The sequence below is a fragment of the Synechococcus sp. Tobar12-5m-g genome (assembly GCF_024345415.1).
Lineage (GTDB): Bacteria > Cyanobacteriota > Cyanobacteriia > PCC-6307 > Cyanobiaceae > Regnicoccus.
In genome coordinates this window covers 1-22,693 of record NZ_JAGQBB010000013.1, presented here as the reverse complement: position 1 = coordinate 22,693, position 22,693 = coordinate 1, and the positions used below count along the sequence as shown (strand labels likewise).

General features: G+C 65.1%; 25 protein-coding genes. 11 read left to right on the top strand and 14 right to left on the bottom strand.

What is annotated here, in order from left to right; genetic code table 11:
- The first annotated feature begins 40 nt into the window (after positions 1-40).
- On the top strand, positions 41-358 hold the full coding sequence (locus KBY66_RS15740) for a hypothetical protein (RefSeq protein WP_315855500.1): 318 nt from the start codon (positions 41-43) through the stop codon (positions 356-358).
- Here KBY66_RS15740 and KBY66_RS09475 read toward each other — a convergent pair.
- The 3 genes from KBY66_RS09475 to KBY66_RS09465 form a co-directional block, all read right to left on the bottom strand.
- On the bottom strand, positions 346-549 hold the full coding sequence (locus tag KBY66_RS09475) for a hypothetical protein (RefSeq protein ID WP_255089074.1): 204 nt from the start codon (positions 547-549) through the stop codon (positions 346-348). The genes KBY66_RS15740 and KBY66_RS09475 overlap by 13 nt on opposite strands.
- Before the next feature lie 262 nt (positions 550-811).
- Positions 812-1,558 carry a pirin family protein gene (locus KBY66_RS09470; RefSeq protein ID WP_255089073.1) on the bottom strand — a complete coding sequence of 249 codons (747 nt, stop codon included), beginning with the start codon at positions 1,556-1,558 and terminating at the stop codon, positions 812-814.
- Complete coding sequence (locus tag KBY66_RS09465) at positions 1,555-2,619, bottom strand: alkene reductase (protein WP_255089071.1); 1,065 nt, start codon at positions 2,617-2,619, stop codon at positions 1,555-1,557. The genes KBY66_RS09470 and KBY66_RS09465 overlap by 4 nt, the downstream gene beginning before the upstream one ends.
- 102 nt (positions 2,620-2,721) lie before the next feature.
- On the opposite strand from KBY66_RS09465, the gene KBY66_RS09460 reads away from it, so the two are divergent.
- Positions 2,722-3,078 (top strand): winged helix-turn-helix transcriptional regulator, encoded by a 357-nt coding sequence (locus KBY66_RS09460; protein ID WP_255089070.1) that lies wholly within the window; start codon positions 2,722-2,724, stop codon positions 3,076-3,078.
- Complete coding sequence (locus KBY66_RS09455; protein WP_255089068.1) at positions 3,078-4,055, top strand: ion channel; 978 nt, start codon at positions 3,078-3,080, stop codon at positions 4,053-4,055. Before KBY66_RS09460 ends, KBY66_RS09455 begins: the two co-directional genes overlap by 1 nt.
- On the opposite strand, the gene KBY66_RS15735 is transcribed toward KBY66_RS09455, so the two are convergent.
- Positions 4,018-4,728, bottom strand: a complete 711-nt coding sequence (locus tag KBY66_RS15735) for a rubrerythrin family protein (RefSeq protein WP_315855499.1) — start codon at positions 4,726-4,728, stop codon at positions 4,018-4,020. The two genes, KBY66_RS09455 and KBY66_RS15735, sit on opposite strands and share 38 nt — an antisense overlap.
- Positions 4,729-4,908: 180 nt before the next feature.
- Here KBY66_RS15735 and KBY66_RS09440 point away from each other — a divergent pair, with 180 nt between their 5' ends.
- Positions 4,909-5,541 (top strand): hypothetical protein, encoded by a 633-nt coding sequence (locus KBY66_RS09440; protein WP_255089066.1) that lies wholly within the window; start codon positions 4,909-4,911, stop codon positions 5,539-5,541.
- 21 nt (positions 5,542-5,562) lie between these two features.
- Here KBY66_RS09440 and KBY66_RS09435 read toward each other — a convergent pair whose 3' ends face one another.
- From KBY66_RS09435 to KBY66_RS09425, 3 genes are all read right to left on the bottom strand, one after another.
- Positions 5,563-7,452, bottom strand: coding sequence for a diflavin flavoprotein (locus KBY66_RS09435; protein ID WP_255089065.1), 1,890 nt, complete (start codon positions 7,450-7,452; stop codon positions 5,563-5,565).
- Positions 7,452-9,191, bottom strand: coding sequence for a diflavin flavoprotein (locus KBY66_RS09430; protein WP_255089064.1), 1,740 nt, complete (start codon positions 9,189-9,191; stop codon positions 7,452-7,454). Before KBY66_RS09430 ends, KBY66_RS09435 begins: the two co-directional genes overlap by 1 nt.
- 119 nt (positions 9,192-9,310) lie before the next feature.
- Positions 9,311-10,210 carry a DUF6671 family protein gene (locus KBY66_RS09425; RefSeq protein ID WP_255089062.1) on the bottom strand — a complete coding sequence of 300 codons (900 nt, stop codon included), beginning with the start codon at positions 10,208-10,210 and terminating at the stop codon, positions 9,311-9,313.
- A gap of 412 nt (positions 10,211-10,622) precedes the next feature.
- On the opposite strand from KBY66_RS09425, the gene KBY66_RS09420 reads away from it, so the two are divergent.
- The 5 genes from KBY66_RS09420 to KBY66_RS09400 all read left to right on the top strand — a co-directional run bounded on the left by KBY66_RS09420 (position 10,623) and on the right by KBY66_RS09400 (position 16,787).
- A complete protein-coding gene (locus tag KBY66_RS09420) occupies positions 10,623-11,132 on the top strand; it encodes a phosphate-starvation-inducible PsiE family protein (protein WP_255089150.1) in 510 nt (169 codons plus the stop codon).
- Between the two features lie 328 nt (positions 11,133-11,460).
- Positions 11,461-12,792: a CmpA/NrtA family ABC transporter substrate-binding protein gene (locus KBY66_RS09415; RefSeq protein ID WP_255089061.1), complete on the top strand. Its 1,332-nt coding sequence runs from the start codon at positions 11,461-11,463 to the stop codon at positions 12,790-12,792.
- Positions 12,793-12,930: 138 nt separating this feature from the next.
- On the top strand, positions 12,931-13,764 hold the full coding sequence (ntrB, locus tag KBY66_RS09410) for a nitrate ABC transporter permease (protein WP_255089060.1): 834 nt from the start codon (positions 12,931-12,933) through the stop codon (positions 13,762-13,764).
- Between the two features lie 106 nt (positions 13,765-13,870).
- Positions 13,871-15,886 carry a nitrate ABC transporter ATP-binding protein gene (locus KBY66_RS09405; RefSeq protein ID WP_255089058.1) on the top strand — a complete coding sequence of 672 codons (2,016 nt, stop codon included), beginning with the start codon at positions 13,871-13,873 and terminating at the stop codon, positions 15,884-15,886.
- 61 nt (positions 15,887-15,947) lie between these two features.
- A complete protein-coding gene (locus tag KBY66_RS09400; RefSeq protein WP_255089056.1) occupies positions 15,948-16,787 on the top strand; it encodes a nitrate ABC transporter ATP-binding protein in 840 nt (279 codons plus the stop codon).
- A 102-nt stretch (positions 16,788-16,889) separates the two neighbouring features.
- Here the strand turns inward: KBY66_RS09400 and KBY66_RS09395 are convergent, their stop codons facing one another.
- The 3 genes from KBY66_RS09395 to KBY66_RS09385 all read right to left on the bottom strand — a co-directional run bounded on the left by KBY66_RS09395 (position 16,890) and on the right by KBY66_RS09385 (position 18,932).
- The gene (locus KBY66_RS09395; protein WP_255089055.1) at positions 16,890-17,345 is read right to left on the bottom strand and encodes an Hsp20/alpha crystallin family protein; all 456 of its coding nucleotides are present in this window, start codon (positions 17,343-17,345) and stop codon (positions 16,890-16,892) included.
- A gap of 233 nt (positions 17,346-17,578) precedes the next feature.
- Positions 17,579-18,052, bottom strand: coding sequence for an MEKHLA domain-containing protein (locus KBY66_RS09390; RefSeq protein ID WP_255089053.1), 474 nt, complete (start codon positions 18,050-18,052; stop codon positions 17,579-17,581).
- A 4-nt stretch (positions 18,053-18,056) separates the two neighbouring features.
- The gene (locus KBY66_RS09385; RefSeq protein WP_255089052.1) at positions 18,057-18,932 is read right to left on the bottom strand and encodes an SWIM zinc finger family protein; all 876 of its coding nucleotides are present in this window, start codon (positions 18,930-18,932) and stop codon (positions 18,057-18,059) included.
- A 75-nt stretch (positions 18,933-19,007) separates the two neighbouring features.
- On the opposite strand from KBY66_RS09385, the gene KBY66_RS09380 reads away from it, so the two are divergent.
- Positions 19,008-19,424, top strand: coding sequence for a hypothetical protein (locus KBY66_RS09380; protein WP_255089050.1), 417 nt, complete (start codon positions 19,008-19,010; stop codon positions 19,422-19,424).
- A 1-nt stretch (position 19,425) separates the two neighbouring features.
- Here KBY66_RS09380 and KBY66_RS09375 read toward each other — a convergent pair whose 3' ends face one another.
- The 3 genes from KBY66_RS09375 to KBY66_RS09365 form a co-directional block, all read right to left on the bottom strand.
- Entirely contained in the window at positions 19,426-19,572 is a 147-nt protein-coding gene (locus KBY66_RS09375) for a hypothetical protein (protein ID WP_255089049.1), read from the bottom strand.
- Between the two features lie 437 nt (positions 19,573-20,009).
- Positions 20,010-20,273 (bottom strand): type II toxin-antitoxin system RelE family toxin, encoded by a 264-nt coding sequence (locus tag KBY66_RS09370; RefSeq protein ID WP_255089048.1) that lies wholly within the window; start codon positions 20,271-20,273, stop codon positions 20,010-20,012.
- Positions 20,274-20,682: 409 nt separating this feature from the next.
- Complete coding sequence (locus KBY66_RS09365) at positions 20,683-21,675, bottom strand: formylglycine-generating enzyme family protein (protein WP_255089047.1); 993 nt, start codon at positions 21,673-21,675, stop codon at positions 20,683-20,685.
- A gap of 181 nt (positions 21,676-21,856) precedes the next feature.
- Here KBY66_RS09365 and KBY66_RS09360 point away from each other — a divergent pair, with 181 nt between their 5' ends.
- Complete coding sequence (locus KBY66_RS09360) at positions 21,857-22,021, top strand: hypothetical protein (protein WP_255089046.1); 165 nt, start codon at positions 21,857-21,859, stop codon at positions 22,019-22,021.
- Positions 22,022-22,122: 101 nt separating this feature from the next.
- On the opposite strand, the gene KBY66_RS15885 is transcribed toward KBY66_RS09360, so the two are convergent.
- Positions 22,123-22,257 carry a BrnA antitoxin family protein gene (locus KBY66_RS15885; RefSeq protein ID WP_399225185.1) on the bottom strand — a complete coding sequence of 45 codons (135 nt, stop codon included), beginning with the start codon at positions 22,255-22,257 and terminating at the stop codon, positions 22,123-22,125.
- Positions 22,258-22,693: the final 436 nt, after the last annotated feature.

The following is a 22,693-nucleotide window of genomic DNA, read 5'->3' as shown; positions in this document are numbered from 1 at the left end:
CATTCTCCCCTCCCCTTCCGGCCGCTTCCCTTTCGGGGTCATGAACGACAACGACGGCACCACCTCACCCCCCCCTGGGCGCCCGGACCGGGCGCCCCTCACCCTCAGCAGCCTGACCATCGGCGACAATTCCGGAACCCCCAGCCGCCGCGGTCCGGAGCTGCCCCCCGTGCGGGGTTCGTTGGCCCACTGCCATTCCCGTGGTGAAACCTTCCGGGTCGAGGGCACCAACGTGGTGCGGGTGCCGTTCGGCGTGCGTCAGGCCCGTCGGGCCCGGCCGGAGCGACCCGACCGCTGGGTCACGCTGGTGCTGCCGTTTCAATCGGCACCCACGCCAACCCCACCTCAGGCGGCCTGATTCAGCCGCCAGTCCACCAGGGCTTTGACATCATCGAGGGAGTTGGCCGGGGTTCGGAAGGGCAACACGCCCATCGGGCTGCGCTCAGGCCGGACCAGCCAGGTGAGATCGGGCTGGGGAAGGGGCACGAACCCCCGATAACGCACCACCCAACGGCGGCCCGGCTCGCGACCGCCCGGGAGAATCTCCAACAGTCTGGGATCAGGAAACTGACGGACCTGGGCCATGGCATGCAGAGGAACGCTCAGGCCTACTCCAAAGGGTCCTGCGGCACACTGCCGCATCGTCGGATGCCTTTTGATACCCTCTCAGCGATTTTTCAGGCCGTTCCCATCAGAAGGTGCTACCGGACACACAGAGAAAGGCCGCTTCGGCATGCACCGATCAACGGACCGGGGGCCTGTTGCCAGGGCGGTGCTGGCGAGGACGGTGCGCCAGGCCCAGCCGGGGAGCTCAGGCGAGCTCGAACAGCAGCAGATCGGCACCGGCCGCCGAGGCCGTGAGCGTCCCTGTGGCCTTGGCGTGGAAGCCCAGGCCATCGCCCCGACCCAGCTGCTGGAGGCTGCCCCCCAGCTCCAACTCCAGCTCGCCATCGATGAGCTGGATCCAGCCGGTTTGGCCGGCCAGCAGGGGCAGGGTCAGGCTGTTGCCGGGCTTGGGGCTGGCCCGCCACAGCCGCACCGGACGGTGGATCGCCATGGCCCCATCGCAGCCGTCGGGATCGATCAGCGGGGTCCAGCCGGCGCTGATCGGGTAAGGCCGTTGGTCGTAGGCGGGGGGGAGTCCGCGGCTGCTGGGCTCGATCCAGATCTGCAGCAGCCGACAGGGCACAGCTCCCTGGTTGATCTCGCTGTGGACGATTCCGGTGCCGGCGCTCATCCGCTGCACTTCGCCGGCCCTCAGCACCGCGCCGTTGCCGATCGAATCGCGATGGCTCAGTTCCCCTTCCACCATCACGGTGATGATCTCCATGTCGCTGTGGGGGTGCATGCCGAAGCCCTTTCCGGCGGCGATCGTGTCGTCGTTAATCACCCGCAGGGGCCCGAAGCCCATCCAGGCGGGGTCGTGGTGGTTGGCGAAGGAGAAGCTGTGCCAGCTATCCAGCCAGTCGAGGCTGCTGTGGAAGCGATCGGTGGCGGCCCGGAAGACGGGGCCCGGGGCCGGTTGGCCGCGGCGGGCGGTGGGGGAGGTGGTGGTCATGGCAGAAACGGGTAATCGGTGTAGCCGGCGGGGCCCGGGCTGTAGAAGGTGGCCGGATCGGGGGTATGGAGCGGAGCTCCACGCCGCAGGCGCTCGGGCAGGTCGGGGTTGGCCAGGAAGGCGTTGCCGAAGGCCACCGCATCGATGGCGCCGGAGCCGATTGCGGCGTTGGCCTCCTCCCCGCTGTAACCCATGTTGGCGATCAGCGCGCCCTTGAAATGTTCGCGCGCAGGGGTGAGCACGTCACCCTGCTGCTGCTGGAAGAAGTCGCCGCGCATCACATGCAGAAAGGTGAGGCCGGTGTCGTTGAGCCGCTCGGCCAGCCAGGAGGCGAGGCCTACCGGATCGCTGTCGACCATGGCGTTGTAGCTGTTGAGCAGCGAGATCCGCAGCCCCACCAGCTCGGCTTCGCGGCGCACCGCCTCGATCACCTCCAGCAGCAGCCGGGCCCGGTTGGCGATCGGGCCGCCGTAGGGGCCGGAGCGGTGGTTGCTGCCATCCCGCAGGAATTCATCGAGCAGGTAGCCGTTGGCGCCATGCACTTCCACACCATCGAAGCCGGCGGCCATGGCGTTGCGGGCCGCCAGGCGGAACCCCTCCACGATGGCGGGCAGTTCCTCGTCGGCCAGCTCCCGGGGCACCACATAGGGCTTCTTGCCCTCGGGGGTGTGGATCTCATCGCCGGTGATGGCGAGGGCGCTTGGGGCCACCGGGGTTCGGCCGCCGTTGAGCACCGGATGGCAGGCGCGGCCCCCGTGCCAGATCTGCAGCACGATCCGCCCCCCTTTGGCATGCACCGCTTCGGTGCTGAGCTTCCAGCCCTCCACCTGGGCGGCCGAGTGGATGCCGGGCTCGCGGATGAAGGCGGAGTTCCCCTCCATCGCCATGGTGGCCTCGGCGATGATCAGGCCGGCCGAGGCCCGCTGGCCGTAGTACTCGGCCATCAATGGCCCTGGCACATGGCCCTCCTCGGCCCGGGAGCGGGTGAGCGGCGCCATCAGCACCCGGTTGGGCAGCTCCAGGGGGCCGAGCGTCAGGGGGGTGAACAGGTCAGCGGTCATGGCGGATCCGGAGGGCCTGCACGGCAGTGGCTGAACTCTGCTGCCCGCGGGGGATTCCCACAAGAACGCACCAGAATGTGCCCAACGCACCGGTTGGTAACGATGACGGAGCCCAAGGCCATGGCGCAGCCCCAGAGCTTCCTCGACGGCCAGAACCACGACGACTGTCCGGCCGAGCTGGCCCTGCGGGTGATGCGGGGCCGATGGAAACTGGCCATTTTGCGGGAGCTGCTCGGCGGGGTGAGGCGCTTCTCCGATCTGCAACGGGCCCTTGCGGGGGTGAGCCCGAAGGTGCTCACCAGCCAGTTGCGGGAGCTGGAGGCCGATGGGGTGGTGGAGCGTCAGGTGTTCCCCGAGGTGCCGCCGCGGGTCGAATACCGGCTTTCGTCCCGGGGGCGAAGCCTGATCCCGGTGCTTGACAGCCTTCACGCCTGGGGTGTGGCCGCGCCGCGCAGCTGATGGCCAACCTGTTCCGGCGCTTGCTTCTCCGATCCCCTAGCCGCCGGCCCCCCGTGCCCCGCTCCCTGCGGCTGCAGCGCCGGGACGGCGGTGGCTTCCGGGCCGAGAAGCTCGACACCTGGCGCCAGCACTGGCGCGAGCCCTACCACCTGATGCTGGCGGTGCCCTGGCCGGGCTTCCTGCTGCTGATCGCCGCCAGCTATCTGCTGCTCAACCTGGCCTTCGCCCTACTGTTTCTCCTGGATGCGCGGGGCATCGGCGGCATGCCCGAGGGCACCGTGGCGGGCTTCCCCGAGGCCTTCTTCTTCAGCGTCCAGACCCTCGGATCGATCGGCTACGGGGTGCTCCACCCCGCCAGCCTGGCGATCAACCTGCTGGTGACGCTCGAAGCCCTGGTGGGGCTGGTGTTCATCGCCCTGACCACCGGCCTGGCCTTCGCCCGCTTCTCCCGCAGCCGCGCCCGCATCCTGTTCAGCGAAGTGGCCACGATCCAGCCCTGGAACGGCGTGCCCATGCTCACCTTCCGGATCGCCAACGTGCACCGCCACAGCATCCTGGAGGGAAGGCTGCGGGCGTTCCTGGCCCTCGAGGAGAGAAGCAGCGAGGGCTTCATGATGCGGCGGATGCTGCCCTTGGCCCTGCACCGCGACCAGTCGATCCTGTTCCAGTTGATGTGGACGGTGATGCATCCGATCGATGCCGCCAGCCCCCTGCACGGGCACACACCGGAAACGATCGCCGCCCGGCATGGCGAGCTGGTGGTGGCCTTCCAGGGCATGGACGAAACCGTGCAGGGTCCCGTCCATGCCCGCTGGACCTACCGGCCCGCCGATCTGCGCCTCAATGCCCGCTTCGCCGACATCGTCGTCGACCGGGCGGACAGCCGGGAGCTGGATTTCAGCCGCTTTCACCAGACGGTGTCCTGCGGTGAGCCCGACCTCAGACCGCCAGCAGGGCCGGCTCCCGGTAGGGAATGAAGTTGGCCTTGCGGGTGCCGCAGATCGGGCAGGACCAGTCGTCGGGGATGGCCTCGAACGGCGTGCCGGCGACGATGCCGGAATCCAGATCGCCGATGGCGGGGTCGTAGATCATCGAGCAGACCTTGCAGATCCACTGGCCGGCCACGGGCTCCCCTTCCCCCGCGGTTCCCTGGCCTTGCAGGGCTTCGAGGGCCACGGTGTAGCGATCGGCGTGGTGGTGCTCGATCGGGGTGAGCCGGCCGAAGTTGCTGGCGGCCCGGCGGAAGATGCCGGCGTGCTCGGCGGATTCGGCGATCTGCTCGTTGAACTCGGCTTCGGCGCCGCCGTCACGGTCGGTGCGGGCCTGGGCGGCGAATTCCGGGTACATGGTGGTGTACTCGTAGGTTTCGCCTTCGATCGCCAGCTCCAGGCAGCGGCTGAGCACGGTCTGCTTCTCGGCCTCCGAGAGGGCGGCGGGGTCGGCCACCACCAGCTCGGGATGGAGCAGGCGGAAGTGGGCGAAGGCGTGCTCGGTCTCCTGGGCGGCGGTGTCACGGAAGAGCTTGGCCAGTTCGGGGTTGCCGAGCTGCCTGGCCACGTCGGCGAAGAAGAGGTATTTGCGGTTGGCCATGCTCTCGCCGCCGAAGGCGGCTTCCAGGTTGGCGAGGGTGCCGGGCTTTGAGAGGTCCATGGGAAGGGGGGGGAGGGTGCCGAAAAGCTTACACGAAGTCGGAATGACTACGACTTAGCCCGGTTGTGGACATCGACAGTTAAAGGCTGCCTTTGGGGGGCTGGCCGTCGTGGGCGTCACCATGGGGGTGAGGTAGATCTGTCCGCGACTGCCCAAGGCCCCATCCGCCGCCGGGATCCCATGGCCCTCCACCGTTGCTCCACACGCCGGACCTGCCAGGCACTGTTGGCCTTGGCGCTGGGCTTCACCGACCTGAACTCCGCCGCAGCCACCCCCCGCCAGGTGATCCTGCTGCGCCACGGCGACAAGGTGGGCTCCGGCGATGGCAATTACAACCTCTCGGTCCACGGCTTCCTGCAGTCCATCAACCTGGCCCGATTGATCCCCGCCTGCTTCGGCACCCCCACCCACATCCGCACGTTCTTCCTCAATCCGCTCACCAGCAAGAACGCCCGCAGCTACCAGAGTGCCGTGCCCCTGGGGGTGGCCACTGGGGTCAACATTTCCATTGCCCAATCCTCAGTGGAGGACTCCTTCCAGGTTGGACAAGACATCCTCAGCCAACCGGCCTACCAAGACGGCAACGTGGTGCTGTTCTGGGAGCACCGCAGGATGCCCGAACTGGCCCGTGGGCTGGGCTGGCCCTCGATGCCCCCGATCGGTGCGATGGATTTCGACCAGATCTTCGTGCTGCGCTATGGCAAGCCAGGGGCTCCTCCCCAGGTGGACATCCTCAGCCAGCGCCAGCTGTTTGAGGCCCCCTGCTTCCGGCAGGCCCGCTCGCCCCTCCCCACTGTTCCCCTGCCCCGCTGAGGAAGGGCCCTTGGGCCTGGCTCAGTAGTTGGCGCCACTGCGGCGCTGGTGCACCGCCGTGAGGGCGGCCGGATCCAGCAGGCCCCCGTGGCTCACCTGGGCGTAGAGCAGCCAGTGGTCGCCGCATTCCATCCGCTGGCTCACGGTGGCCTCCAGCCAGGCCAGGGCCTCGGGCAGAACGGGCTGGCCGGAAGGGCTGGAGTCTAGCTCAAGGCCGGCGAACCGATCGGCGCCCGGCTCGAACGGCTGCAGGAACTGCTTCATCGGGCCCTGCTGGCGGCCTTGGGCCAGCACGTTCAGCACGAAGCGGTCGCCGCTATGGAGCAGCAGCTCCACGGCCCGATCCTTCGCCACAGCCACCGTGAAACCGGGAGGGGTGAAGCTGGCCTGGCTCACCCAGCTGGCCACCATCGCCCCACCCAGGGCCTCGGCCCCTTCGCCCTTGCGGGTGGTGAGCACACAGAGCGATCCCACCACCCGCCCCAGGGCCAGCACGGCCGGATTGCTGCGGCTCTCACTGAGGCCGCCGGCGGCAATCCGCTTCTGGCGGCTCTGCCGGCCGAGCAGCTCCCGCCCCAACGCGGTGCCGGTTTCCTCCAGGCGCAGGAGGGTGGGGCCGTCGGGGCTGAATTTCACCCGGATCGTCTCGAAGGCGAAGCGGAAGCCGCCATCGCGCAGCTTGCTCTCGAGCAGGTCGATTGCCTCTCCGCTCCAGCCGAAACTGCCGAACACCCCCACGGGCTTGGTGCGGTCGGCTTCGGAGAGCAGGGTTCCCAGGGCCGAGACGATCGGGGTGGGGGCATGGCCCCCCAGGGTGGGGGAGCCGATCAGGAAGGCGTCGCAGCTGCGGATGGTCTCCAGGAGCTGCTCGGGGGTGGCGAACTCGCAGTTGACGCTCTCCACCCGCACACCGGTGCGGGACACCCCCTGGGCGAGGGCATCGGCGATGGCGGCGGTGTTGCCGTAGGCACTGGCATAGAGCAGGGCCACCGCCAGCTTGGCCTTGCCCTGGCTCTCGCCCCAGCGGCGGTAGTCGGCCAGGAGGCTGCGCCAGCTCTCGCTGATCGCCGGGCCGTGGCCGGGGGCAATCGTGCGAATCGGCAGCGCTTCGAGCCGGTCCACCACCGTTTCCACCTGGCGGGCCATCGGCGCCATCAGGCAGTCGTAGAAGTGGCGGCGATCCTCCTCACTACTGCTGCGGTTGGGCTCGGCGAAGGGCTCGCTGCAGAGATGGGCGGCGAAGAACTTTCCACTGATCAGCAGGCCGCTGCTTTCTTCGAAGGCCACCAGGGCGCCGGGCCAGCGGGGGGTGGGGACCGGGATCAACCGCAGCCGGTGGCCGTGCCCCAACTCCAGCACCTCCTCCCCCTTGATGATTCGAATCGGCGGCAGGGGAGGACCCGGGTCCGGATCAGCCGCGGCCGTCTCAGGGTTGGACGGGGCGGAGCCTGGTTTGCGCTGTTGCCAAAGCTCCTCGACCAGCTTGGCGCCGGCGTTGGAGGCGATCAGCTCGAGATCGGGCCAGCGCTCCGCCAGCTGGCGCAGGAATGCAGCCCGGTTGGGGTTGACAAAACCCACCACCAGCCGCAGGGGCGGATCCTGGTGACCGGCGCTGGCGCGGCCTGGGCCCTCCAGCTGCTGGGCCAGGGCCTCGAGGAAGGGAGCCGCGAACGACTGCCCCGGAGGATGCACCAGCACCGGACCGACCGGTCGCCCCTCGCATTCGCCACCACGGAACAGGAAGGTGTTGGCGGTGGTCCCCCGCTCGAGGCCGTATTCCACCTCGAAACGCAGCCGCTTCGGGCTCAGACCCCGCAGGCAGACCAGTCCCGGCTCGATCGGCAGCACGATGACGCGGCGCTCGCCGCTCTCGGCCGGCGCGGCGGCAGCCTTGAAGGTGGTGTCGGTCATCAGTAGTGGTTGCCCACCTTGCGGTGGTGCACGGCGGTGGTGCCCTCGCTGTTGGCCACGGTGCCCTCCTCCACTTCGGCATAGATGATCCAGTGATCGGGGGCCTCCAGGCGCTGCACCACGCGGCAACCGAGGTAGGCCAGGGCATCGCTGAGCACGGGGCCACCGCGGGCGACCCCGTCGAGGGTGGCGATGCCGGCGAAACGATCCGCGCCGGGGGGGAAGCGGCGCAGGAAGTGGCGCAGCAGATCCTGCGCCTTGCCCTCCTGGAGGATGTTGAGTACGAAGCGGTCGCCCACCTGCATGAGCGCTTCGATCGCCCGGTCCTTGGCGACGGCGATCGAGAGGCCAGGCGGCTCGAAGCTGGCCTGGCTCACCCAGCTGGCCACCATGGCGCTGCTGCGCTCCTCCTGGCGTGCGGTCACGATGTACAGGCCGCCACTGAGCCGACCCAGGGCCTTGTCCAGGTCGCCATCGATCGCCTTCATGGCGGCAATGGTTTTCTCCTTGGTGAGCAGCTGGCCGAGATCGGTGCCGGCCTCCTCGAAGCGCTGGTAGTCGCTGGCGTCGGGCACCTGGCGCACGCGCAGAGGAATGAAGGCTTCCTTCTGGCCGAGGCTGCGCAGCTTGGCGGCGACGCTGTCGATCGGCAGATCGTTGCCCCCATAGGCGTCGTAGACGGCCACCCACTGCTTGGGCTTGAGGGCCGCCAGCAGGGTGCCGATCGACTGCTGCAGATCCCCATCAGGACTGGCCTGCCAGGTGGGCACCACCACGGCGCTGGCTTCCCCGATCAAGGCGGCGAGCTCCTGGGGATCGGTGGCCCGCAGGTCCACCAGCTGCACCTGGGCCTCCGCCTTGCCGATGCCCCGGGCCAGGGCCTGGCTGAGCCGATCGCAGAAGCCGTACTGGCTCACGTAGCAAACGGCCGCGTAGGTTTCTCCGGCGCTGCGCTGGCTGCTCCAGTCGCGGTAGTCACCGATCCAGAGGCCCAGGTGCTCCCGCAGCAGCGGCCCGTGGCCGGTGGCGATCATCGTGAGTGGCGGCAAGCCGTCCATGCGCTTGAGGGCCTGCAGCACGCTGCGGGCGTTGGGACCCATCAGGCAGTCGTAGTAGAAGCGGAAGTCGGGGGCGATGGCGCCGGGGTCCACGTCGAAGACGTCATTGCTGCAGTAATGGAGGCCGAAGGCATCGCAGGTGTAGAGGATGCCGGTGCCGTGATCGAACGAGAAGATCGTGTCGGGCCAGTGCAGGTTGGGGGCACTGAGGAATTCGAAGCGGTGAGCCACGCCGCTCTGCGGGTTGGTGCCCAGATCCAGCTCCTCACTGCTCTTCACCGCCCGGCTGCGGAAGGGTCGGTGCACCTGGTCGGCCAGGTAGGCGATCGCCACCTTGGAGGCCACGATCTCGATCTCGGGGTTGCGCTCCAGCAGGTGACCGATCAGGCCCGAATGGTCGGGTTCGGTGTGGGACACGATCAGGTGATCGATCGCCAGGGGATCTATCTGCTCTTCCAGCAGCGGCAGCCAGGTGCTGGCGAATTTCAGGTGGCTGGTGTCGATCAGGGCAGTGCGCTCGCCCCGCACCACAAAGGCGTTGTAGGTGGTCCCGTTGCGCAGGCCGAATTCGATGTCGAAGCGGCTGCGATCCCAGTCGAGGGAGCGGATCGTGGTGGTGTCGGGGGCGATCGCCTCGCACTGCAGCGAGAGGCGGGGCGGGGCAGCGGTGGCGGCGCTCATCGACGACTCTGCGGATGGGTCAACTCTAGAAAGCCCCTCCGTTTTCTTTGGTGCTGTTGCCCCCCGGGGAAGCCCCCGGTTGATTGGCCTCCCTGATGGCTCCCATAGGGGAAAGCCGCTCAGGGATTGCAGAGCGGGCAGTGCTGCGGATTGGCCTGGCCCAACCCATCGGGGCGGGGCCGCTCCTCGGTGTGGGAGCAGCTGACGCAACCGAAAACCTCGTGGCGCACCAGGGGGGTGGGGCTGCCGCACCAGCTGCAGGGCAACCCCGAGCGCACATCCACCCGCCCCCAGCCCGGACTGGTGCAGGCCGGGCAGGCGCTGGCGATCCGGCGCACCAGCAGGAAGGCCAGGCGGCGGATCGCGGCCATCCGGGTGGGATTTCGGTGGGCGCGCATGTCCGTTTCGACCAGGGCCAGGCCATCGGCGGAGCGGCGGCTGGCCTGCTCGATCGCCGCCCGCAGCTCGGCTTCAGCCCGGAGGCCCTTGCGCAGGAAGGGTTCGGCGCCAGCTTGGTGGGGCCGAACGATCACCGCGTGGGTGGGAAAGCCGATCCGATCCAGCCAGGGACCCAGCTCCGCGCCTGGAGCAGCGCTGCAATGGGCGAAGTTGGTGCGGCAGCCGACCAGCCGTTCGGTGATCACCAGGTTCCGGTCCCGATCCACCCAGGTCATCCACTCGATCGCCAGGGGCAGGAAGGGGAGGGAGGGATGGGGCCCGAAGCTGCCTTCACTGGCCAGGCCCAGGGTCAGGCCGGTGGCGTCCATGCCCGCCTCGGCCTTGAGGCGGCAGGTGGTTTCGGCGTCCGCCGGTCGGGGGCGCTCGCCACTGAAGCTGCCGAGGCTGTCGGTGTCGAAGCCGGCGGCGAGCACCAGCTCCGTCCCCAGTGCCTTGCGGAACGGCCTGGCCATCGCCCTCTCCTTGCCGTGGCGGGTGGCCAGACTCACTTCTCGACCCGGAGTCATCCAGTCCAGACCGGTTCGCTCAGCCTCCAGGGGGCGCTCACGCTTTGGCGTCATCCAATCACGACCGCTTATCACCTGGATTGTGGATCCTGTGGCGGGCCCTCACCAAAAGTCGAAGCCATTCCCTAGCGTTCCGCACTACCAAGCCAGGGTCATCACCACACACTCTCCCTAGAACTTGCTGGCGGCGGGAACAGGTTCAAGCCATCCCCAAGCGCCGCTGTCAGCAGGGATCGAACCATGGAGGCACGGCTTCCATTCCGATGGGGCAGTTCGAGGGCCGCTGGTGGCTTTTTCTCCCCGGGAGTTGATTGATTCATTTCAGACTGCGCCCCTTCTTCTCCACCACTGGCCATGAATCATGACGCACAGCCTCTCGGTCCGGAACCTTCAGCTCACCCTGGAATCCCAGACTGTGGTGCCATCCCATCGCTGCCTCTCTCAACCCCACCATGAACTCACCGCCATGACGCGAGCCATCAGACCAGAAGGCCAACTCAGCCCGCCTGGAGTGCCCTGGCACCAGCAGTTCCGCCGGGTCCAGATCGTTCAGGCCCTGGAGTCGATTCAGGATCTGATCGCCATCTGCCTCTGCGTGGGCCTCTTCTGCGTGATGGTGCTGGAGTTGCGCTCGATCTTCCGGGCGCTGCTGGAGGCGCCCCAGTTCCATGAGGTCACCGCCGACATCCTTTACATCCTGATCCTGGTGGAGCTCTTCCGCCTGCTGATCATCTATCTGCAGGAGCAGCGGGTTTCGATCGGGGTGTCGGTGGAGATCGCCATCGTCTCGGCCCTGCGGGAGGAGATCGTCAAGGGGGTGCTCGAAACCGACTGGCGCCAGATCCTGGCGGTGTGCGCCTTCCTGATGGCCATGGCCGTTCTGCTGGTGGTGCGGGTCTGGCTGCCGCCCACCTTCGTCGGGGTCGACCCGGAAGGGCAGATGTCGGCGCGGGTGAGGCACCTGAACGAGGACTGATCCGCTGAGCTGAGCCTGGCCCGACCTGCTCGATCAACGAACTCGATGGTGAAGCCGCCGCTCCAGGGCAACATTCGATGATTGATTGGCCTGGCTGATCGGTGCTATTCGCAATCCTGCGTTACCAAAACACCCAACAGCCTCGCACACCCTTTAAGTCCTCTCGACCGCCGCAACGGTGACCCATGATCCATCCCTAGGGCCACCCATTCGGCCACCCATCCTTATCCGCCTGGCCGTAATTCTTCGTGATCTTGGCTCCGATCAAGCCTTGAAATCCTGGACCTGAAATCCAGTCGTCGCCAATGTTCTCCCTACCCAAATCCCAATGACGAGACGACGCCGTTTTCTCGCCCTGATGGGCAGTGCCGTGCTGGGCAGTTCCCTGCTCGCCGGCTGCCTGGGCAACCCACCCGAACCCGGTGGCGGCACCGCCGGTAAACCCGCAGCGGTCATCGCCGACGCCAGCCTCGAGACCAACACGATCAGCCTCGGCTTCATCCCGATCCTGGAAGCCGCGCCGCTTGTGGTGGCCGTGGAGAGGGGCTTCTTCGCCAAGCATGGCCTCGATGTGAAGCTCACCAAGCAGGCCAGCTGGCCCTCCGCCCGCGACAACGTGGTGCTCGGCTCGGCCGGCGGCGGCATCGATGGCGGCCAGTGGCAGATGCCCATGCCCCAGATGATCAGCGAGGGTGCCCTCACCAATGGCCGCAAGGTGCCGATGTATGTCCTGGCGATGCTGATGAGCCAGGGGAACGGCATCGCCGCCGCCAACAGCGTCAAGGACGCCAATCTCACCTACGACGTCAAGGCGGCAGGGACGTTCTTCCAGGACTTCGCCAAGAAGGAAGGGCGCAAGTTCCGCGCCTCTTACACCTTTCCGAAGGCTAACCAGGATCTCTGGATCCGTTACTGGCTGGCAGCCGGTGGCGTCAACCCCGACACCGACGTGGAGCTGCTGACCGTGCCAGCCACCGAAACCCTGCAGGGCATGACCAACGGCAGCATGGAAGCCTTCTCCACCGGCGATCCCTGGCCCTCCCGGATCGTTGCAGATAACAAGGGCTACCTGGCCGCCACCACCGCCCAGATCTGGAAGGCGCACCCGGAGGAATACCTGGCCGTACGTGCCGACTGGGTGGACAAACATCCCAAGGCCACCGTTGCCCTGCTCAAGGGACTGATCGAAGCCCAGCAATGGATGGACAAGGCCGAGAACCGCAGCGAGGTGGCCTCGATCCTCAGTTCGCGCAAGTGGTACAACATCCCGACGCCGATCCTGGAGGCGGCGCTCAAGGGGCAGTACAAGCTCGGCGCTGACATGAAGACCCAGAACGATCCCGCCATGGGGCCGCTGTATTGGGCCAGTGATCGCGGCGTGATCTCCTACCCCTACAAGAGCCTCACGCTGTGGTTCCTGCTGGAATCGCTGCGCTGGAAGTTCTACCCTGGCACGGTCGGTTCGATCGAGCAGGCCAAGGCGATCAACGACAAGGTGACCCGTGAGGATCTGTGGCGCCAGGCCGCCACGGAGCTGGGGCTCCCCGCCGCCGAGATCCCCACCGGCTCCAGCCGCGGCAAGGAAACCTTCTTCGACGGGATCACCTACGACCCGGAGAATCCCCAGGCCTATCTCAACAGCTTGAAGATAAAGAAGTAGGGATCCATCGCCACCGAATCCCAAGGGAGGGCATCCGGAGACGCTACCTTTCCGGCCTCCACCCCATCATCGCCGGACTTCCTTGAGGTCCTGCATTCCCAGCCCACGTTCGCCGCCACCTCTTCCCGAGCACTCTTCATGGTTTCGATCAACACCACCCGCAAGGGTGCGTCCACCAATCCCTTCAGCAAGCTGCTGCGCAGCACCGGCAACTGGCTGCCGCCCTTCCTGGGCGTGGGCAGCTTCCTGCTCGTGTGGCAGATCCTCTCGATGACAGGCCTGATCGCCCTGCCGGCCCCCACCAGCCTGTTTACCGAGGAGCGCACCCGCAACCTGATCTTCTATCCCTTCTACGACCGCGGCGGCCTCGACAAGGGCCTGTTCTGGCAGACCATGGCCAGCCTCGGCCGCGTGGCCCAGGGTTACACCCTGGCGGCTCTCGTCGGCATCGGCGTGGGCATCACGATCGGCCTGAAGCCCGGCATCAACCGAGCCTTCGATCCCCTGTTCCAGTTCCTGCGCATGGTTGCACCCCTGGCCTGGGTGCCGATCGCCCTGGTGCTGTTTCAGAAGAACCAGCCGGCGGCGATCTTCGTGATCTTCATCACAGCTGTGTGGCCGATCCTGATCAACACCGCTGAAGGGGTGCGTCAGATCCCCCAGGACTACCGCAACGTGGCCCTGGTGCTGCAGATGTCGAGCCGCCGTTTCTTCACCAAGGTGCTGATCCCTTCGGCCCTCCCCTACATCTTCACCGGATTGCGCATCTCGATCGGCCTGGCCTGGCTGGCAATCATCGCCGCTGAAATCGTGATGCCCGGCACCGTAGGCATCGGCTTCTTCATCTGGGACGCCTACCAGCAGAACTACGTGGGTGAAATCGTGCTGGGCGTGATCTGGATCGGCGCCATCGGCCTGGTGCTCGATCGCCTGATGGCCTGGCTGCAGACCCGCATCTCCGCCGGCCAATGACCACAGAACATCCACCGAACGCTATTCGTTCGAACCTGGCCCGCCTTCCATTCCGGCGTCCATTCCGGCTCTACCCATTCAGGCCCTTGCTCAGGAGAACCCAGCCATGACCACCATCTCGTCCCCTTCCCTGGTGGATGTCCGCGCCATCGACAAGAGCTTCGCCCTCAAGGGCGGCGGCACCTACCTGGCCCTCAAGGGCATCGACCTGGAGATCCGCAAGGGGGAGTTCATCTCCCTGATCGGTCACTCCGGCTGCGGCAAATCCACCCTGCTCAACATGATCGCCGGCCTGGATCTCCCCAGCGAAGGCACGGTGCTGCTGGAGGGGGAGGCGGTGAAGCGCCCCGGCCCCGACAAGATGGTGGTGTTCCAGAACTATTCGCTGCTGCCCTGGCTCACGGTGCGCGAGAACATCGGCCTGGCCGTCGATGAGGTGATGGGCGATCTGTCCAAAGCCGAGCGCGACGCCGTGGTGCAGGAGCACATCGAGATGGTGGGGCTGGGCCCGGCGGTCGATAAGTTGCCGCAGCAGCTCTCCGGCGGCATGCGCCAGCGGGTGTCGATCGCCCGGGCCCTGGCGATCCGCCCCAAGCTGCTCCTGCTCGATGAACCGTTCGGTGCCCTCGATGCGCTCACCCGGGGCAATCTGCAGGAAAAGCTGATGCAGATCTGCAACGAGAACGCCCTCACCGCCGTGATGGTGACTCACGACGTGGACGAGGCGGTGCTGCTCTCCGACCGCATCGTGATGCTCACCAACGGTCCGGGCTCCAAGATCGGCGGCATCCTCGAGGTGGACATTCCCCGCCCCCGGGCCCGCCTGGAGGTGGTGCACCACCCCAGCTACTACAGCCTGCGTTCCGAGATCATCTATTTCCTCAACCGCCAGAAGCGCGTGAAGCAGTGGCGGGCCCGGCCCCACCAGGTGGTGGCGCGCCACGGTCTTGAGAAGGTGAACCTGGATCTGGGCTTCCTACCCCTGGCGGCTAGCGCGCCCCTGGCGGTGGCCGAGGCCCATGGCCTGTTCACCAAGCACGGCCTTGATGAAGTGAGCCTGATCCGGGAAACCAGCTGGCGCGGCATCGTCGATGGCCTGGTGGACGGCACCCTCGATGCCTCGCTGATGCCAGCGGGCATGCCCACCTGGATGACCGCCGGCGGCCATGGCGACGCTCCGCTGCCGATCGTGACCTCCCTCACCCTCAGCCGCAACGGCAACGGCATCACCCTCGGTCGTCGCCTGGCGGAGCAGGGGGTGCGCACCGTGGAGGACTACCGCGCTTACCTCAAGAGCCATGAGCGGGAGCCCCACACGATGGGAATCGTGCACGAGGCCTCGATGCACAACCTGCTGCTGCGCTACTGGCTCGCCGCCAACGGCATCGACCCCGACAAGGACGTGCACCTGCAGGCCCTGCCGCCGGCCCAGATGCTCGCTGATCTCAAGGACGGCAGCATCGACGGCTACTGCGTGGGGGCTCCCTGGCTGGATCGCGCCATCCGTGATGGCCACGGCATCGCCGTGGCGGGCGACCTGGCGATCTGGCCGGGTCACCCCGGCAAGGTTCTGGGCCTGCGGGAGGACTGGGCCATCGCCTACCCCAACACCCACATCGCCCTCACCAAGGCCCTGCTGGAGGCCTGCCAGTACTGCGCCGATCCTGCCCACTGGGCCGAACTTAGTAATCTCCTCAGCGATCGCCGCTACCTCGGCATCAAGCCGGAGCTGATCCGCTTCAGCGAAGCCAGCGCCGATGTCGACCGGGGCGGGCCCGAGAGCGAGGGGGCCACGCCCCACCACCTGTTCTTCGGTGAGGGTCTCAACCGACCCAGCCGCACCGAGCACCTCTGGATGATGACCCAGATGGCCCGCTGGGGTGAGATCCCCCTGCCCCGCAACTGGGTGGAGATCCTGGAGCGGGTCTGCCAGGTGGGGGTGTTCAGCACCGCTGCCCGCGAACTGGGTCTGGAGGCAATCAGCTATCAGCGCCAGGGCATCCATCTATTCGACGGCCAGCCCTTCAACGCCGACGACCCGATCAGTTATCTCAACGCCCAGACGATCAAGCGCGATTTCAGCGTTGCCGAAATCCCCCTGGCGCCGCCGCGCCGGAGCTGAGACCCCACCCCGTCACGGCCTGCTTCCCACCCGTCTCGTCAGCCCACCCCCGCACGTGCCCATGTCCACCCTGATCCAGCCGCCCCTGCCGGGGCTCGCCGCACCCCCGGCCGAAGCCTTCCTGCGCTTCGAGAACGTCAGCAAGGTGTACCCCACCGCCAAGGGGCCCTACCCGGTGCTCGACGGCATCGACCTGAGCGTGAACGAAAGCGAGTTCATGTGCGTGATCGGCCACTCCGGTTGCGGAAAATCCACCCTGCTCAACATGGTCTCGGGCTTCGCCACCCCCAGTGATGGCCGCGTGGTGCTGCACGGCAGCGCGATCACCAAGCCCGGCCCCGACCGCATGGTGGTGTTCCAGGGCTACGCCCTGCTGCCCTGGTTCAGCGCCTACGAGAACGTGTATCTGGCGATCGATTCGGTGAAACCGGATCTGCCGGAGCGCGAGAAGCGCGAGATCACCCGCGAGCACCTCGCCATGGTGGGGCTCACCGAGGCGGCCGACAAGAAGATCCCCCAGCTCTCCGGTGGCATGAAGCAGCGGGTGGCGATCGCCCGGGCCCTGGCAATCCGCCCCGAGGTGCTGATCCTGGATGAACCGTTCGGGGCCCTCGACGCGATCACCAAGGAGGAACTGCAGGAGGAGTTGCTCACCATCTGGAACACCCAGAAGTGCACCGTGCTGATGATCACCCACGACATCGATGAGGCCCTGTTCCTCGCCGATCGCCTCGTGATGATGACCAACGGACCGGCCGCCAAGATCGGCGAAATCCTCGACATCACCTTCCCTCGCCCCCGCAACCGCGAGGAGATCATGGAGGATCCCCTCTACTACGATCTGCGCAACCAGGCCCTCGATTTCCTCTACAGCCGCTTCGCCCACGACGACACGGAGTGAGGCCGGTTCTCAGCGCGACGCGCTGGCTGAGGGCATGAAAAAGCCCCGGCCGAAAGGCCAGGGCTGTCCTCGATTCTCGTTCGTCAGGGTCGTTGCTAACGATCAGCTTTCCACCTTGACGTTCACCGTGGTGAGCGTCTGGGCCTTCGGCGCGGTGACGGTGAGCAGGCCGTCGCGGAAGTGAGCCTCGAGACCATCACGCTGGAGGCCACCGGGGAAGGTGAAGCTGCGGCTCCAGGTGCCGTAACGGAACTCACTGTGGATCGGGGCCGGGCGGGGCGTCACCTTGGCGACTTCGCCTTTGGCTTCGCCGCCATTGGCTTGGTCCTGGGCCGAGGCGGAGGCATGGGATTCGCTCCGGCGCTGGGCGCTGATCAGCAGGGTGCGATCGGTGGCCTTGACCTCGATCGACTCCTTGTCGACGCCGGGAAGCTCAAGAACAATGGTGTAGGCCTGGTCGTTCTCGTGCACTTCGGCGGCGGGCACCCGCTCGGCGTTGAGCACTTGCTGCTCAAGACGCTCGAACAGATCGAAGGGGGATTGGCGCAGGGTCAGCATGGTGGGGTCCTCCAGAAGTTGGCTGAGGTGTGGATCGTCAGCTTCTGTCGTTCGTTGGCAGGAAGCCGTGATGGGAATGGACGGGCGATCGTCTCGCCCGTGAAATCAGATTGACCGGCTTGGATAGGATCCAACAGCGCAAGAACCGACCCCTTCGGTACGGCGCTCCTCCCCTGATTCGGTCGCCACCACCCTTCGGTGGGGAGAACCGATCCGGTGAAGGCCAGGGGCGCTCAGAGCCAGGCCCAGCTGGAAAAGGCGGCGGCCTGGCCGACACCATGGCCGTGGAGGGCGGGCAGGCTCCAGAGGCGAGCGTTCTCGATCTCGAAGCGGCGGCCGGCGCTGTCAACGCGGATGCCCGTGTAGCCACGGATCGCCTGCTGGCGGAGCGCGTCGTTCAGCATCTGCGCCCGCGCCTGACGCTCACCGGGCTCGGCCGTGAGCCGCGACGGCATGCCCACCATCGCGCTCCAGGGGCGGCGCCAGAGGCGCAGGGCGGCGGCATTGGCATAGATCAGGCGTGGATCGGCGCCGCCGTCGTGGGCCAGCACCACGGTGGGGGCGTTGAAGAGTTCCTGGGCAAGCTGGCGCGGGTCGGGGCTTCGGCAGGCGATCAGGGGCCGGCCAAACAGGCTCCGGTGCGATTGCAGCAACTCAACGGCAAGGCCCACCGCGGCAGGGCTCAGCCAGGGGGCTTCCGGTGGCAACGGCTCAGGAGCCGGCACCCATGGCCTGGGCCATCGCCAACTGCCCCATCTCCATCCCCTGGGCCTTGAGCTGCTCGATGAACAGCCGGTTGGCCTCCGGGAAGCGGGGTTCTGCGGCCAGGGGCAGGTCGCCGGCTTCATCCAGGCCCGTTTCACCCTCCATGGCCGGGGTGATCACGACCAGATCGGGGTCGAGGGCGGCGGCGTAGGTCCACCAGCGGCTCGGATCGGTGATGGCGCCATGAACCGGATGCGGAGCAGGGCCGCCAGCCGGTTGATCGGCCCGGGCGGCGGCGGCGCGGCTGGCCAGCAGTTCGCGCCGTTGCACCGCCAGATCGGCCAGCAACTGGCCGCGGCTGCGGCCGCGCAACTGGAACAGCACGAAGGGGTCTTCGCTGAAGCGATCCCCCATCAGGAAGTAGACGGCACTGATGTGCTTGCAAGGGTTGGCCTTGTCGGGGCAGGAGCACTCGCTGCGCACCTCCTGCAACTTGAACGGGAACAGGCGTTTGCCGCTGGCGGCGAAGGCGCGCTCGATGTCCTGGGGCATCACACCGGCCAGCAGCTGGGCCGACCAGCGGGCCTTCTGGCCCAGCGCCTCGAGCACGAAGCCCCAGTCTTCGTCGGTGAGCGTGTCGAGCCAGAGCTTCACCTTGTAGGGCTCCGCCTCGGTGCCCTGGACGCGGGCGTGCACCCGCCGCCCCTCGAAGCGGATCGAGAGCACATTGCCGGAGCGGGCATAGTCCCAGGCGCGCTCCAGCCGTTTCTTGTAGCGGTAGGAGTTGATCAGCTCCATCCACTGCTCCACCCACCAGGGCTGCTGGCCCAGACCCAGCTGGCCGAGCTGGGTGGTGATCGGGGAGAGGGAGGAGCCGGTCATGGCAGCAGGGTAGGCCTGGGCTGCAGCAGCCTTGGTTTGCGCCCAGGATGGGGGCAAACGGAGGGGAAACGGGACATGGGGCTGCGAGCGGCTGGCTGGGTGTGGCGGCTGATGCTGCTGGCGCTGCTGACGGTCGTGCCGCTCGGGTTGATCCCCGCCGGAATCAACCTGGTTTCCCCTGCCTTCGCGGCCACCACCAGCTCCTACATCTGTGGCGGCGACCCCCTGGAGGCCCTGGCGAACAACGGGGCGGTGGATGCGGTGGGCATTCCCAACCAGGCGGCCGGCACAGTGCCGGGGGCGTTCGTGGTGTTGCGCTGGCGGGGGGTGTCGCTGCAGCTGCCGCGCACCAACAACGCCGGGGCGCCCAGCTACACCGACGGCCAGTGGTGGTGGAGCCTGGAGGATCCCCAGCGGCCCCGGTTCCAGCGCAGCAGGGGGACGATCGAGACGTTCCCCTGCGAGCGGCAGCGGGAGGCGGGCGGGAGCTGATTCAGCGGCCTGCTTCCATCACCGCCTTCTCCTGCTGCTGCTTGGCCTCCACCTCAGCGGCTGCCTTGCGGGCCCGCTCCATGGGGACCAGGAGGGGCGAGCCCTGGCCCCTGGAGGGGCGGCTGCTGGGCAGGGGAGCATCCCGCAACCAGCGCGCCCAACAGGGGCAAGCAGGCACAGCCGAAGCGGTTGATCATGGCCGGAGCAGCCCCTGAGCCCTGAGGGCAGCCATCACGCCAGGGTCCAGCGGTCCGGCCTCATGCGGGGTGCACGGGTCTCAAGGAGCAGGGCTTGGCTGAACTGCGGAGCTGGCAGCCACGAATCGATCGCCACACGGGCAGACCAATGCACCGGCGGTGATGAACGAGACGGAAGAGTGCCCCAACAGCCAACTGTCCATCAATCCTAGGGCGGCTCGTGGGAGGAATGAAGGGAGTGGTTTGTTGCGAGGGGTTGGTTGGAAGGATGGTGCGAAAGGATGGCTAGAGCTTGCTAAACGATCCAGATCAGAAGCGGGCGAGCGAACTTGGGCATTGCCGATTTCCGCCTCTCCCGCCTTCTGTATCTTGATGTCAGAAGGTCCACTCATCGGTAGACATCTCTTCTGTGGCCAACCTTAACAACGTCGACAACAAGCGACTGATCATCGATGAAGTAAATGACCCGATATTTCCCTTGACGGACACGATAAAGGTTCGGCCTGCCCGCTAGCTTTTCAGACCCTAATGGCCGAGGTTGAGTTGCCAGTGATTTAATCTTCTCAATCAATCTTGCTAACGTCGTCTTGTCTGATAGCGCCTGTAGTTCTTTAGCGGCTGATGGCTTAATTGAGAGGCTATATTCGGCCACTATCTCTTAGGCTTGTGACAAACTCTTCAAAGCTAGAGCTTGGCTCAGCTTGCCTCTCGTCAGCATCTCTCAAATCATCAGCATCTTCGGCCAATGTCATGCGCACTGCTTCATTTACCATGTCCGATATTGAGCGGTTACATGCAGCAGCTCTTAGGCGCAGTGCACGATGAACATCGGCGTCGAAGTAGATAGTGGCCCGTTTCCTCTCATCCATTCGTCAACATTAGCGCTTTGACGTCAGGACGTCAAGACGGCGGCCCTTGCGGCTTTCCTCTGATCCTTCTTACGTTGCCCCATCACCGACCCGCCGCAGATAGCTTTGGATACTCATAAATAACCTTTGAACGGTCGGTGTGCATGGGCATTGTTATGCTCTTGCAAGTTTGTGATGTGAAATTTTATTTGATTACTGAATTGGACTCACAACTCGGATGCCAGAAACTGTTTCTAAAACAAAAGGGCGATCGCGACGAGTTACAGAGCGAGCATTGGATGGATCCAGATACCAGGAACTGCCCCGAGCAACTCGTAGCTCTCCACGTTCGGCTCCAACCGGATCGTTCTTTACGCGCTGTTGGTAGTAATTTGCGGCGTACCAACTCGAGGTCCATTCCCAAACATTTCCAGCCATATCGAAAGCTCCAACCCAGCTCCTGCTATTTGGGAAACTACCTACGGGTAAAGTTTTACCTCGCAATTGCCCACCAACACTGGTTTCGTTAACGTTTGCCCATCCAATCTGATAAAAATCTCCCCAAGGATAGATCGTTCCTGTAGCTCCACGTGCCGCGTATTCCCATTCCGCTTCAGTTGGCAATCGCCCGCCCCGCCATTTTGCATAAGCTTCTGCTTCGTACCAGTTGATACCGACACGGGGTTGCTGCGGAGCTGTAAAATCTTCAATATCTTCAGGTTGAGTGCGATTTCCTTTCCATTTCCAGCCTGCATCAGACCAAAGTTCGCGTTTCGTGTAGCCCCCATTCACAATGAACTGTTGAAAAGCTGCATTCGTAACTTCATACTGGTCAAGCCAAAAGCCCTTTGTGATGCAAGCTTCGTGCTGAGGTTGTTCATTGGGCTGAGCTTGCGGATCTTTTTTAGGGTCACTCCCCATCTGAAAACATCCTGCTGGAACCCAAACTTGAGCAATGCCCTTTTGATCCGATCTAGTTTGCCCAGCACTGGTTTTATCTTGTGGAAGTTGGGCAGATAAAGTTTTTGGACGAATATTCACGCCTGCTTCTATGGGTGGCGATGTGGGAGTAGTAGGGGGGATCGATTGTTGAGATATTGGTAGTTCTTGAACTGATGATGCTGTTCTAGAGCCATCACAAGCTGCCAGCAAAAATCCTATTCCCAGGGGAATACAGATACTAGCTTTAAAGAAACTTGTTCTCATCGTCAATACCTGAATACTAGATTATACAGATGAAACTCATGGTAGCTGCTTTATCGGATTGGACATCTTCTTGTCTGCTGATAGGCACTATAGATGAAAGCAATGAAATGACGATTTAGAGAGACAGCATAACGAATATGGATAAGATCGTGGATGCGCACGATCTTATCCACAGTTGGACATGCCCGCAACTCTGGGGCTCCGGGGGCAGGGCCTACCGCAGATTAGTCCGGCCGTTTTTCAGGTTTTCTTCATGATTGACGTGGCTGGTAAGCAGGAGTACCTGCTCCATAGCCCCCATGGCTTCATGAAGACTGTCGTTGGCTTTGAGCTGATCGTGGTGTGAGGGTGCTCACTGCGAATGTGGAAGTATCGGAATAGTAAAGAGTGAAGCAATGAGAGTTTTCACGGACTGTTGAATCTGCCGCGCAGCGACTAAGTCCAACGTTAGACCTCCTCTGCATCACGAAGAGGATGATTCGTGACGTACTCCTTGAGGGCAGCGTCCATCCGGGCCTGCCAGCCAACGCCAAAGCTCTTGAAATAGTGCAGAACTTCAGGGCTATATCTGATAGAGACCAACTGCTTTTTCTGGTGACTTTAGGCACCCTCTCAATAATCGAAGCGGGACCATGGCCTGGAGCTGCTCATCGGTAAGCGGCTGGGCATCAGGATCAGACAAGGCAGCAGCATTAATCGCCTGATCCTCTTCAGGAGTTGGGATCAGTACGCAGGCTTTCTTCTGTTTCTTTGACATAGTGCTTCACTTCGCGACGGTTTGCTTTGCCAAGGTTGATGAGTCTTCTGACCGTTGAGCGGTCCACGAAAGCCACGAAGTACAGGGATCATGCAACCTCTATGAATTCTATCGCAAAGTTATCTAAATCTCACCTGTCCGGCGACAATCAGGTTGACCGGTTGGCGACAAGCTCGTTGGCCGGTTGGGAGCGGGGCTGCTGACCCTGGGGCCGATGCGCATGGCCCTGGTGATGCCGGCACCACTGACGAGCCAACAGAT